Raw genomic sequence first — 13924 nt, 5'->3', positions numbered from 1 at the left:
CCGTACGGGCAACTATTAAAGACCAAGGAATGATGCATTAAGTGGTTGCCCTCCTCCAAACGGCGTTCACAACGCCCACACAGCCTGTAGGCCCATCATTGATGAAGCTTCAAAGTATTAGTTATCGCGGTATTCGTGCGCTCAATGCTAGCATCAATCCTTACAAAGCCGATATCCCAAAAGATACCGTTAATTTCGTGATTCCTTTTGCCGAGTTTGAAGTTGGTGATGTGAATGTATTTATTGGCGAAAACGGTTCTGGAAAATCCTCTGTCATCGATATGATCCGGGCCTCCTCCTTTCCCGAGATACTCGCCACCCTTGTTAGGGAAAATCCGATCGGATATTGCCCGCCCGCCTATTGCCTGAGCTTTAAAAATGGCCATCGTTCCATTTATAGCTTTCCGTTTGCCCCATTCGATTTGAATCTGCCTGTCGATTTTGCTGGCTGTGAGACCTATTTTGTTCGAGGGTCGTTAATTGAGCAAACCGAACAGGATTTGCACAAGTATGATCCCGCCCAGCACAAGAAACTTCCTCCTCCTTTTCTACGCGAGGACCAACTGCACTATCGACACTGTGGGCAAGTTATACCGGTTATCGATACGCATTGCGTAGAAGAGCTCAATCGAGCCCGGGCCGACTTGGCGGGGCTGGCAGACCGAAGCAAAGATTTCAACGATCCCGGACTGCGTTATGTGGATGACAACTCCTTGATCGACTGTGGTGACGGTACGGTAAAGGTATGCTTGGGTGACGACAGCGATGTCTTCAATCGCATCCCTGTGCAGTGTTTCCCTTCGGGATGGCAATCTTACGCCGCAACGGCCGCTTGGTTGGTTACGCGCCCTAAGGACTCCATCTGCCTGATCGAAGAGCCAGAAGTTCATCTCCACCCCAAACTGCAACGCCTGCTTTTACGTCGTCTATTAGCCATTGCCGAGCAAAACGTGCTTCAACTGTTTATTAGCACGCATTCCGCAGCGCTCATCAATAGCCTTGGCGCCAACGCTGATCGTAAGGTGAGCGTGAAATTATTCCAAACTACAAATGGTTTCGTTGAGCCGGCACTTGATTTGGCACCTACGCTCGACGCCTTGGGCTATAAGGCCTCGGACATTCTGCAGAGCAACTGTGTAATTTGGGTTGAAGGTCCTTCCGACCGGATTTACCTTAATTATTGGATCAAAGGGCACAATGTTGACCTGTTCGAAGGTGTCCACTACACGATCATGTTCTACGGCGGGCGGCTTTTCAGCCACGTTTCTGGGGCTGAAGCTTCCGAGGAAGCACTAGATGACGGAGAAGCGATCGACGACTTCATTTCGCTCAGATGCATAAACCGGCATTCAGCTATTGTGTTTGACAGTGACAAAGCAAGCGCCGACTCGCCTCTTTCGGAGACAAAGCTCCGATTGCAGAAAGAGTTCGGGAGCCAAGCATGGGTTACCCAGGGACGAGAAATAGAAAATTATCTGGACGAAGGGTTACTGTTCAACAGCATCAAAGCGGCCCACAAGCACGCAACTAACATGCTTCAGTCCGGTCAGTGGGCGAATCTGCTGAAATATGAGATAGCCCCTGAACCGAATCAGGCCAGCCAGAAACCACGCACAGCCAACAAAGTAAAAGTTGCCCGGGATTACGTTAAAACCAATCCAAAGGTGGATTTTACTCCACTAGACTTACGTAAGCGCATCACCCACCTCTGTGATTTTATTGTACGGTCCAATCATTACGACCTATGAAAAACCGGCATGGGGAGCTGATCCAAAGGGCACTGCAATCAGTGCCCTGCCCTCACCTACTGATTAACAGTCAACACTGTTATTTCTGAGATTCAAGCGGACAGCACGAGATTTCAGTCATAAGCGATTGTGGATGTGCTGACGCGGCTGCCGACACATCATGCGAGCGAGATTGGGCAACTGTTGCCGCGTCAGTGGTTGCCGGCCTGACTTACGCAAGGTGAGTTGGGCGGACGCTTACCTGGATTTGCGCGGCCGTTAACACCATTCAACTACCGCCGGTGCTGGGGACACACTTTCTGCCCTAAAACAGTCAACAAACTTTGCGAACCGCCCTGAACGCTTCGCTCTGCTCCAAAGCAGCACTTCTCCGGTCGCCAAGATCAATCAGAGCATCGAGTATGCGTAGCAAGCCTAGTGACTGGTCTTGATCCAGCGGGAAATATTTATCTGCAAGGCGTTGGACCACGGCGGCTATGCGGGCCGGTAGTGTCGTGCCCGTCCAGCTGCCTTGCGCCAATTCAAGTGAATCAAGAGCAGCTGATACCTGCCGAATGAACATATCCAAGGGATAGGCGTCGCCCGCGCGCTCGCAGAGGACCAAGAACTTGCCCATTACATATGATGACCAACCGACGGAGGCCATTATTTTTGTAATCAGCGGCATGATGACCGCGATCTGTGACCAGTCGCCGTTGGCGAATCGACTTGCTCCTGGAGCGTTCTCAACCGTTATGAATAGCAATGCTTCGACGAGTCGCGGTAGAGCATCACCATAGACAGAGCCGTCATTTCGCTTGGAAAACGCTGCATCACCGATGAGTCTGTCGGCGCACATCTCCAGCAGTGGCAGTGTATTGGAAGGAATGTTAGCCGCATCCACAACGTAACGGAGAGTCAAGGATTGGGCGATACGACTCAGCATTTGAAGCGCATTCCGCTCTGTCACCAAGAAAGGCGTCAAGCAGGCATCGATAAACCACCGCTGGTCTACCTGACATGCCGAGCGAACAATCAAATCGCTGAGTGTGTTGTGCCATACGTACCCGTCCGGGTGACGTTTATTTCTACCTGCAGGCTCAGGTGGGATCAACCGCGCAGTGGTCCATCCTGCAAGGCCGCCAAGCGCAGATTGCCAGTAGTCTCGATAAGAATCGGAAGCGCACCAACGCTCGACAGGGAAAAATCCGAAGATGCTCGCGGCGAAATGCCAATCAAAGGATGGGTCAGGATCTCGCAAAATCTGATCGTCTCCTTCCTCCCAATCTTCATTAGTAAGTCGTGAGATCTGCTCCCATGCTTCCGGCATGGCCGGAAACTGTGAGGGAAGCGTCTGCAAAAGTGCTTCCTGGGCAAGCAACAGACTCTGTTCGCGGCTCTCATGATCTTTCGAGTGATCATGACCACCTTCCTGAGTCCATACTGACCGCCAGCGGGTGGCCATACGCATGGCTAATTGAGCGGCCACCCAGGTTACTTCCAACTCACCATCCCGTAGCAAGCCCGCGAATGCCAGGGCGGAAATGTCCTCAAGCGGATGTGCAGTTAGCTCGATCAGTAGAGTTACTGCGTCTGGGGTCGGCTCTTCAGTTTGCCGCTGGTGGACCAACGCCACAATGAGGTGGTTAAACGGATGCCATGGAACCCGCGAGCCATTGAGGGGCAGCTCCTGCATGTTCAGGACTCGCCCCATGACTGTCCATGCCCAGTCATGGTCGTCACCTTCCTGAGCGCCAAAGCGTATAACGCACGCGGCGATACCAGAAATGGCACTCTGCAACGCATGGTCGCCTACGTCGTAGCGCACATCAAACATGTCATCGACATCATACTGCTTGGCAAATGCAATCGCGTTCACCAGATTCAAGCGAGACTGTAGGGAGTTTTTCTCCAGTGATTGGGTTGCCCAGTCAAGAACGCTTTGGGCACGAAGGAAGGCGTCCGCCTCTTTTATACGTGTCTGCTGTTCTGCATCCAACGGAACCGGAGACTCATAAGCGATTCCCTGCAATCCTGATTTCGTGAAGACGGGTTGGTAGTTGTCTCTATCTCCTTGGCCGGCCCACTGAGTTGCTAGCTCCAATAACCGCTTGGTGGTGGATGTATTTATAGCGTCCTCTTCAAATTCGAAAGGTAGATTGCTAGGGAAAGCAGCCAATGCCGTTCGGAAACGTGCACGCAACTGACCATCGCTCGCCATGGCAAAAACCGTTGCTAACTGCTGCACATTGCGAGTCCGGCTTTGCCGTGTCTTTAGAAAGTCTTGAGCCTTGGCCTTGTCGCCCGTCAAGCGTGAATGCAGGCCAAGCCCGAAGATGTCAATGTCCAAGGTGGGCGTTTGGACCAAGCGCTTAATGTCATGCTGCCAGAGCCTTTGGCAACCTACCAATGCCAGGGTGGTTTCTGACACATGCAGCGTTTCAAGCGCAATCACCAAGGCTAATCCAAGCGTAGCGATGCATTCCGAGTCTTGTACCAGCACGCGGATAAGGTCGTCAGTCGCCCGGCCTTGTTCAAGCTGTCGGTATGCCCAATAGCTCATTGCCAGAAATGCGCATTCCAGTGGTGCCGCCGTCAATTGGCCCTGAGACCAGCTGTAAACAGGCCAATCACCCCAGAATGTCTGCTTGCCCCAGGGGAATTCCACGACGACTGGCAAGGGTGTCTTCATGTCACCCCGTAGCGCATGGACTTGCCGCCACCCCGTCACCGCGTGGTTGGCCATATCTGTGATGAGCCCCAGCGCGCTATCTGGCGCGTGGGCAAAAAGGCTGGCAAAGGGCTCATGCAGCGCAGACGTGTCAGTATAAAAACCGTGGTATTTCCTGATGCCGATGTCATCAAGCTTAGGCAGTTGTTGGCCCAAAGAATAAAACGCGTGGTCAAGCAGCTGTTGTTGCTTACGGGTTCGGTCTGCTTCAGGGATTGCTCGTATGGCTTTCCTGCGCTCCATACGCCGTTGGTTTTCCTCTTCCTCACGCGCAAAGCTGTCACCTGGAAGCTCTTCTAGTAACTCTGACTTTGCCAGTGTAACGATGGCTTCTGGTGCGACGGTAGCCATGATGTGGGCGTAAGCCATTAGGTTTCCGTACGCGTCATCACGTGAGTGCTCGGTTTCTGCAGCACGTTTATAAAGTTCAATAGCAGCGTCTGGGAATGTCGGCGCGCTTCGTAGAATCGCCCGACGTAGTGTTGCTGCGAGCTGGCCAGTGGCCTCGCGTCCGAGATCGTTCCATTTACCATCGTCTAAATCGGCACGGCCGCTATTTTCCAGTTGCAATAGCCATTGGCTGCTTTGAGCCACGATGCCAGCAGTGCGCTTATTGGGGTGGTTAGCCCACATATTCAGCCACACCTCAAAGACCTCCGCGGCATGCAGTATCAGACGCCCGGGCAATGTAGCGGCAACTGACAACATCCAATCTATTAGTCGCCCCCAGCTTCTGACATCAGAGGGCCAACCCAGCATGTGGGCTATCCGGATGGAGTCCTCCCCGTCCTCGGCACTTCCTGCACGCCCAAGGATTACAGGATTAGGGATCGCATGTTCTGCCTGGAACCACACGAGCAGCTTTTCAAGCAGCTGAAAATTGGCTTCCTGCATGACCGAAGTAAATTCTGCCTGCGCGCCTGGTACCATGAAGGCTGCGGTAAATGGTGGAGCGGTCAGCCAGACTCTTCGCCATTGCGGTCTCAATGGCTTTCTCTCCAGTAAGCGATACCCTTTCGTCCAACGCCCGGAACTGCTCAGGCTCTGCTGGGCCAACAACCCCACCACTCGGCCCAGCAAGGGTGGTTCGCCGGATGCGGCGATCGCGTCGTGCCAATCAGGCCCGAGGTCGACCAACAATCGATAAAATGCCCACTCAAAGAAAATGTCGTGGGTAAAGGAGACGGCCGCTCCATCGTCTTGGTCGCGAACAATGAGGTCGACCTTGAGCGAGGCCAGCTGGGCAATAGTGCTTGGCTCCAATCTCCGAAGCCGAATGCTTTTTCCCAGCTCACCGACACCTTTTTCCGCTAGGTCAATAATGGCCCGCCGGCGTACGTCAGCAGAGTCAGGTGACGCATCGTAGCCGGCGCGCGACCACCAAGCTGCGATCAAATCGATTTCTGTCTGGGGAGCTGAGCCTTGAGTTGTGGTGCTGTCCCTTGCCAGCACGGCGGCGAAGAACGGTCTGCGTGCGATTTCCTTGACCACAGACGAACTGCTTAACAGTGAACGGAGTGCTGGAAGCTGGTCTGCCAGTTGATTGGCCTCTCCGTCCGAGAAGGCTTTTACGAGGACATCGCCAATCCCATCTTCTTGATAGAAGCTGCTCGGAAACCAAGCTCGGTAGGGTTCCATGCCTTGGTCTCGGGAGGTCGCTAGGACTTTCCAATCGCTGAGGCTGTCATGGGTTTCGATGACCCTCAGCAAATCGGTAATGACACCCTTCTGATCTGGCCGAACCCTATCAATGCCATCAATAAACAAGATCGGCGTTCCCGCGCTACCAATTTCTGCGAGTATTTCTTCTGCGGTATGCCGTAGGCCCAGCATTGCTGAGAAGGCAGACCAACTGTTGCCGAGTAAACGGTCTGACTTGAGGAACAGTAACGGCCCCTTAGCGGATGCCCTCTTGGCGAACTGCTTTAAAGCCACAGACTTGCCACAGCCTGGCAAGCCGGTGAGATTCACTAGCCGAAACTTCTCTAGACGCGCATCAATCTCCTCGCAGACGCTGGGACGCTCGACGTGGCACCCGCCTATGGTTTCCAGGATATCGGCCATGCCCTCAGAGGAAAACCGTTGAACCAGGTCAAGGTCAGCGACGTAGCTCGGCGCGCAACGGAGCAATACGACGCCCCGTAATTGCTGTACAAGCGTTGCACGGGTCCATTTTCTAGCCTGACCAGATCCATCGCTTGCAAGCCGGCACAACCGATCGAACATCAGCTCCGCTAAGCCGCCCTGATCATTCGCGATTAAGCCCTGTAACTGAGTTACTACGGCGCCTCGATTGATTCCGCCCTCGCCGAGCCCATCGATACGTAGCGCGACAAGGTGCTGATAGAAAGCTACTTCCTCGTCGTCTGTTTTGGACTCGGTAAGGGGGCCCAGTTCTATGCGCATTTCCCTCTCCGCCGCGGCGGCACTTCCTCCGGTTGCAAAGCGCCTAGCGAAATCCTTTCCGCGGACATCAGCTCGGGCCCAATCAATCAACCGATTGATTGAGCGGTAGCTTTGCATTGCCACATGCTCGGTCACAAAGCCATATGTATCTCGGCCTACCTGAAAAGCCGGCAACCGTCGGGTTGCTGCTGCGGCAGCCATGGTGTTGAGGAAGTCCGAATTGCTCGCAGCTGCTGTGAGCCGCAGCGAGCGCTTTATTTGCAGGGCAAGCACTCGGTGGCCGATCTCATCCTCTAACTCCACGACAAGATCATCCATCGGGTGATCGGCCGCCTGCTGCACCGCAACGGACCTGACCACTCCTGTGCACCCAGCAGCATGCCCTTCGAGCAATAGCGCAGCAAGGTAGTAAGCAACCACCAAGTCTTCGTAATTGAATCCTGCGCCACCGGTGAGCTCCGTGGAGGTGGATTGACTATTGCTACCTGCAGTCATGAAGGGACCTATCGATGTTGAAGTGCGGGGTTTGCCAGCGAGGGAGCGCTAGGTGATGCTCAGTCAAACACTTGTCGAGCTGACGTCCTAACCCAGTGTTACAGTGAGGGCTAATTCATGAATTGTAGGGTGTTGTGAATCCAGCTGTCAGTGGGCTTCTAAGAACCATGAAGCGGCGGCACTTGCGCTATTTCGAGTCTGAAGCTGAGATCGGCTTTTATCACCGTAGCGGTTTAGCGGCCAGTTCATGCCTGAGCGGGCAAACTACCATCGGCAGCGGAGAAATAGGTGTGAATGCTCCGCGCTCCCAGGCTATCGCCTGACTGCTCGAATTGCGCCATGCAGCTAGGATATCATTGCGCCACCTATCTAAAGTGCCAGCTGTCAAGGACCAACGGCCCTTCACGCAGCGCGCCAAGCGGATAAACATCTCCCCCTTTTCGGCAGGGACGCTATGCCTCCAGTACCACTCAATCGACGTTTCCGACTCATTCCAGAAACCTATCAGAAAGACGATCGCCCACTGGGAGAAATGTGGCTCGGTGTTGCGCAAGGGGAATTGACCACATGGGAAGAGCTCTTCTACGACTATCGTGTGGTTATTCTTGCTGAGGCCGGGGCGGGCAAAACCTACGAATTGGAATGGGCGGCCCGGCATTTGAGTGATCGCGGACGGGCGGCGTTCTTCATTCGCATCGAAGACCTCACGAACAGCTTTGAGACAGCCTTTGAAGTGGGCACAGCGGAGGCGTTCGCAGCTTGGTTGGACGGTGCCGATGAAGCTTGGTTCTTTCTCGACTCTGTAGATGAGATCCGCCTGACGGAGGCACGGGCGTTCGAGCAGGCCTTGCGCAGCTTTGCCAGCCGGGTTGGACTGGCTGGCCAGCGCGCACACGTCTATGTGTCGAGCCGACCCTATGCTTGGCGGCCGCAGCGCGACCGCGCGCTGCTCGAAGAACTGCTTCCTTTTGACAACCAAACGACTGAACTGAGTCGCCAAGCATCCAACGCTTCCGTGACGGACACGCAGGTATTGAGCGACGGCTACTCGGCGACCACCACCGAAAACCCACTACCCGCCCTGCAACTCTATCAGTTAACCTCGCTTGAGACGGAGGATATCCGGACATTTGCCGAATACAGCGGTGTATCGGACACGACTTTGTTCTTGGAGGAATTAGAGCGAGGTAACCTCTTCCCCCTGGCTCGACTGCCGTTTGACCTACGCGACCTTATCGGCACTTGGAATGTCGAACATGCCCTTGCTGACCGGTTAACGATCTTGCAGGAAAGTGTGAGGCGCCAGTTGAGCCAAGCCGCCTCGAACATCCCCTCCCTCACGCTGCCTCGCATGGAGGAAGGCGCGCAGTTATTGGCCCTCTGCGTCGTTTTGACGGGTGTTTCAAATTTGCGGTTGCAAGGGACAGCAACCGATGAGGCCATCCAGCCGGGCGATTTACTCAAAGACTGGTCTCCCTTAGAGCTCAGCACGTTGTTGACCAGTGGGATTTTTGGCGAGCCGGTCTACGGCGAAGTCCGCTTTCGCCATCGCGAGATCCGAGAATTGTTGGCGGCACGCTGGATCAGCAATCGACTGGGCAGTGAAGCCAACCGCAGCCACATAGACCAATGGCTCTTTCGCTCACGCTACGGGACTACCGTTCTCAGTTCGCGACTGCGCCCGCTGTTGCCCTGGTTGATTCTGTTCGATGGGGCTATCCGAGACCGTATCATTGCGGAGTACCCTGAAGTGGTCCTCGAGGGTGGCGACGCGGCCGCTTTGCCCCTCACGGCGCGTGAAGAGACGTTGTCGCGCGTGATCGAGCACATCACTGACGTGACCTCTTCGCTTCAGGGACTGGATAACTCCGCTATCGTGAGAATCGCTCGTCCAGATCTGGAACCCCTCACGCTCAAACTGATTGAAAAGCACGTCGGGAATGACGATGTGATGTTCATTCTGGGGCGCTTGGTCTGGCAGGGGAAAATGAGCCAATGCGTCGAGCCATTGGCGAGCATCGCCTCAGATCCAGCCCGTGGCGTGTATGCACGACTCGTGTCGGTGAGAGCGGTAGCTAGCCTGGCTGGCGTGGGGCGATTTCTTCAACTATGGCAAGCGATCTTAAGCGCAGAGGGATCGATCCCACGAGTCATTTTTGCAGAGTTGGTCGCGCATGCGCCGCCCCTGCTGGAATCACTCGATCTTATTCTGAAAACGCTCTCCCGATCGAGCAAGCAGGAACGGTACGATTCCACTGGGCTCGCCATCAATTTGGCCGAGTTCGTTCAGCGCCTGGACCTCACCGAACAGCCCGATCCAGCCGACCTGTTGCACAGGTTTGCTGACGGCTTGCTTGCGTACCTGAAGCGGGAACCGCATTTTGAGCGTGGTGAATGCTCGGTGTCGAAGGCGTTTCACTGGCTGATGCCAATCGCCTTAAAGTGCATTGAACAGCTCATCAAACGGCGCGCACCGGCCGCCTTGTCCCCGACGTCGCTGGCGCTCCTGGCGGCTGTCCCCGCGTTGATGGACTGGCATGGCGAGGAAATCCAGGGTGAGAAGCAGACATTGGCCGCCTTGATTCCAGAATGGCATGAGTTGAATGATGCGCTGTTTTGGTGGACCGTTGCGGAGTGCCGCGGGCAGAAAGCACAGACTGGCCAGAGTCTCAAAGATGATTGGCCGGTGACTTGGCCCGGACATTTCTGGGCGTTTGATGCGGCCAGTTTCCCCAGAACCCTGGCCTGGATACAGGAGCGGCCGCTGGTAGATGACCAGTATGTGGCCCTTGCTCGGGCGCACCGCACCTACACGGAAAATGGCAAGCCTCAGCCTTGGCATGATCAACTGCTGACTGCAACGGGTCACTCGCCAGCGCTGCAGGCGACCCTACAGATCATGCTCAATCCTTCGCCTGATCCGGCGACGCTGCAATATCAAACACAGGAAAGACGCTATCAGCAGCAGCATGCGCGACGGCAGGCCAAAGAGCGTAAAGAGTGGGACGCCTTTGTCGCCGATCTGAAGGCAAACCCCGCTATCGTCCGCCGCTCCCCGGTGTTGCAAGCGAATGAAATAAGCAGTATCCAAGCGCACCTGCTAGAACATATTCGGGAAGGCCGCGGGCTGTCGAAGCGATCGGAAGGCAGTAACTGGACGGTGTTGATTCCGGAATTCGGCTCCGAGGTGGCCGAAGCCTACCGGGATGCCACTACCGGGTTTTGGCGTGGCTATCAGCCACGAACGCGATCGGAGGGAGCGGCACCCAATAGTATTCCATACGCGGTCGTGTTCGGTTTGGCGGGCCTTGATATTGAGCTCGAAAACGAAGACGCCGTTACCCGCCTGAGCGACGCTGAGGTGGAGTCGGCAATGCGTTATGCGCTTTGGGAGATCAATGGCTTTCCTCGCTGGTTCGAAGCGCTCTATCGACTCCACCCCGCCGCGGCGGCAAAGATCCTCAGCCCGGAAATCGAGTGGGAGCTTTCCACCAGTGTCGCCGCACAGCCCTCCTACTATGTACTGCACGACCTGGTCTACCACGCACCGGGGCTCCACGCTGATTTGGCGTCTACGCTCTATCGCTGGCTCTCGAAATACCAGGTGTTGAATCACGATTGCCTGCGTTACAGCCGCGTCATCATGACCGCCGGTGGCATTCAGGCCGCAGACATTGCCGTGCTGGCCACGGAGAAACTCGCCGACCCTGCAACACCACTAGAACAAAGGCCTGTCTGGCACGCGATTCGAACAGACGTAGATCCCACTCGTTCACTCCCAGCGTTGAAGGTGCTAGTCAAGGAGGGCTCCGCCCAGGACAACGCGCTGTTTGGCGAGGTCTTTAGCGTGGCGCTGTTGGGCGGACGACGAGATGCGGTACAAAGCATCGGCACCTTCAAAATGCCCAGTTATTTGAAGGACTTGTACCTGCTCGTTCACGGCGTGGTTAGGGTCGCGGATGATCTGGACCGCACGGGCAAAGGGGTGTACTCCCCAACGCTTCGCGACGATGCGCAAGATGCACGAGAGCGTCTATTTAGTATGCTCAGCGAATTGCCGAGTGAGATGACCTATCGCGCGATTCTCGAGCTGGCCGACATACACCCCGCTCCGCATTTTCGCGCCTACATGCGCTCGTGTGCCCGACAGCGCGCAATAGCTGACGGAGACATGCAGCCGTGGCGCGTAGCGCAAGTCGCCCGAGCAGCTAAGCGACTCGTTCTACCAGGCACCGTCAACAGTTCCCTGCCGGAAGCCTCCCATGCAACGCATTGAGCGCCCAGACCAGCCGCCCACCGTCCTTATGTCTCCGGAGGCTCAGGCATCGCGAAAAGCGATGCTCGAGTTCTGGCAGCTGGGTCCTGAACGTCGGGCGCAAACCAGCGTGCCCGTGATCGGGTATAGCTCAGAAGAGCCACAGCTGCGGGATGCACTCGCCGCCATGAGTGGGCATCGGTGCGCGTTCTGCGAGGCCAGCGATGGTCTGCAGGTCTACCGGTTCCGCCCGGTCGGCAACGCGTTGCCGTTGGCCAAGTCAAGTGATGCCCACTTGTACTACCTGTGGCTGGCGGATGCCTGGCACAACCTGCTACCCATCTGCGCTGGCTGCGTGCCGATTGAACCCCATTTTCCGGTCCGCGGAGCACGCTGCCCGCTGCCTAGCGTCGAGCAGGTGCAAACCTACGTCGCCAGAGGCAATGGGATATGGTCTTGGGGCGCGCCCAATGAGCGTGCGCAACTGCTGGATCCCGCACAGGAACCACAGTTTACCAAGCACCTTATCCCGACGTTGGACGGTGAGTTGCTCCCCGGCACACCCCGCGGTGAAGCGACCATCTATACGTTTGACCTGAATAGGTCCGAACGGCGCGACCAGCGCTACCACACCTATGAATCGCGCCTGGATGATCTTCAGGCGTTCCTCGCAGCCTCAAGCCAAGCCGGCATTGAACCGATCTTGGATTTTACCGATCTAGAGTTCGGAGGTACCTGGTATCTGCTGTTGCGCCGCCTGCTTAACCATGTCCCGATGACCGGAATAGCCCGCAACCTCTCCGCCAGTCAGATAGCGCCCGCCCTCCAACGACTGGCGCAATCGACCGACGCCGCGGCAATCTTCGAGCAATCGCTGCTCACGCTGCGGCGCGAGGACATAAGACTCCGGGCAAGCGGCAGGCGGGCCATGGCCCCGAACCCGGCTAAAGATTCCGTCTGCGCGATCCAGATCAACAACTTCAAAGCCATTGAACAGTTGGAGCTCAACCTCAAGGAGCACTCGGCGCGTACCGCAGATGGCAAGATCAAGCCTGTACCGTCTCTGGTGATACTGGGGGAGAATGCGACCGGCAAGAGCTCCATTCTTGAGGCTATCGCCTTGACGCTCGTGCCGGCGGCGGTGCGCAATGCCCTGGCCGTGCCGTGGTCCGATTTGGTCATCGATCCCTCGCAGCTCGGGATTGAGCGGAGCTATCAAGCGGGCCACGCCCAAATCCGCATCGGTCTGACCAATCAACACTGGGTGACACTGAGCATTGACCACCATACCCACCTTCACGAGAGCAGTCTGGGCAACCAGCAGGTCCCGGTTTTCGCTTACGGTGCATTTCGTCGATTCACCCGCACCAGCCCGCGCGCCACCACCCATGCGCATGTCCGTAATCTGTTCGACGGCACCATGCTGCCCAATCCCGAGCCGTGGCTGATCGCGCTGCGGCAAGACAGGTTCGACATGGTGATTCGCACGCTGCGTGACGTGCTCGCCGTGGAGGGCGATTTCGACGTCATCCAACGCAACCCGGGAAGCCGCGACTTACGGGTGGTCACCGCAGTAACGGAGTTGGACGGTACGACACGGTACAACCGCACGCCCTTTCATGCGGTGTCGTCAGGCTACCGGTCAATGCTGGCGATGATCTGCGACATCATGAAAGGGCTCATGAGCCCTGCCGTTTACCCTGAATTCGAAAGCTTCCAGTCGGCACGCGGGGTTGTGCTGATCGACGAAATCGAGGCTCACTTGCATCCGCGCTGGAAGGTCCAGGTGATGTCGCGCCTGCGTGCTGCCTTGCCCAATATCACGTTCATCGTGACCACCCATGATCCACTGTGCCTGCGCGGCATGGAGGACGGAGAAGTGGCGGTGTTGCAGCGCATTCCGACGTCGGAAAGCCAGGTTGAAAGCCAGTTGCCGATAATCATTGAGAGCATGGAAGGGCTGCCTTCGGTGGCGAACCTGCGGCTGGAACAGCTGTTGACATCGGACTTCTTCCAGATGCTCTCCACCGATGATGCGCATACCGACCGCCGGCTGGCCATGATCGCCGATTTGGTCGGTGCTCGTGCTCGAGGTGAAGTACTAACTGCCGAGGATGAGCGGGTGTTAAACAGCTTTCGCAACGACATAGCTAGCGCGCTACCAATCGGTTCGAGTGAAGTCCACCAGATCATCCAAGAGGCCGTAGCGGAATATCTCTCCAAGCGACGTATCGCGAGCAGCCAGACACTGCGCAGATTACGTCGAGAGGCGAAGGACGAAATATTGGCTGCGCTGGAGAGGTTTTGATC

General features: G+C 56.2%; 4 protein-coding genes. 3 read left to right on the top strand and 1 reads right to left on the bottom strand.

Features of this window, described 5'->3' with window-relative positions; translation table 11 throughout:
* Positions 1 to 101: 101 nt before the first annotated feature.
* Positions 102 to 1748 (top strand): AAA family ATPase, encoded by a 1647-nt coding sequence (locus tag HBO11_RS07335; protein ID WP_169951624.1) that lies wholly within the window; start codon positions 102 to 104, stop codon positions 1746 to 1748.
* A gap of 313 nt (positions 1749 to 2061) precedes the next feature.
* Here HBO11_RS07335 and HBO11_RS07330 read toward each other — a convergent pair whose 3' ends face one another.
* On the bottom strand, positions 2062 to 7359 hold the full coding sequence (locus tag HBO11_RS07330) for an AAA family ATPase (RefSeq protein WP_169951626.1): 5298 nt from the start codon (positions 7357 to 7359) through the stop codon (positions 2062 to 2064).
* A gap of 454 nt (positions 7360 to 7813) precedes the next feature.
* On the opposite strand from HBO11_RS07330, the gene HBO11_RS07325 reads away from it, so the two are divergent.
* Together HBO11_RS07325 and HBO11_RS07320 are read left to right on the top strand one after the other, a co-directional pair.
* Entirely contained in the window at positions 7814 to 11635 is a 3822-nt protein-coding gene (locus HBO11_RS07325) for a hypothetical protein (RefSeq protein WP_169951628.1), read from the top strand.
* Positions 11622 to 13922, top strand: a complete 2301-nt coding sequence (locus tag HBO11_RS07320) for an AAA family ATPase (protein WP_169951631.1) — start codon at positions 11622 to 11624, stop codon at positions 13920 to 13922. The genes HBO11_RS07325 and HBO11_RS07320 overlap by 14 nt, the downstream gene beginning before the upstream one ends.
* Positions 13923 to 13924: the final 2 nt, after the last annotated feature.

Origin of the sequence: Pseudomonas sp. WS 5010 (assembly GCF_012985565.1) — a bacterium.
Taxonomy (GTDB): Bacteria; Pseudomonadota; Gammaproteobacteria; order Pseudomonadales; family Pseudomonadaceae; genus Aquipseudomonas.
The sequence above is the reverse complement of the archived record's forward strand: the minus strand, read 5'-3'. Positions and strand labels throughout refer to the sequence as shown.

Bases quoted from the DNA above. Each gene is read 5' to 3' on its own strand.
- HBO11_RS07330 (WP_169951626.1), bottom strand. From the start codon at position 7,359: ATGACTGCAGGTAGCAATAGTCAATCCACCTCCACGGAGCTCACCGGT.
- HBO11_RS07325 (WP_169951628.1), top strand. From the start codon at position 7,814: ATGCCTCCAGTACCACTCAATCGACGTTTCCGACTCATTCCAGAAACC.
- HBO11_RS07335 (WP_169951624.1), top strand. From the start codon at position 102: ATGAAGCTTCAAAGTATTAGTTATCGCGGTATTCGTGCGCTCAATGCT.
- HBO11_RS07320 (WP_169951631.1), top strand. From the start codon at position 11,622: ATGCAACGCATTGAGCGCCCAGACCAGCCGCCCACCGTCCTTATGTCT.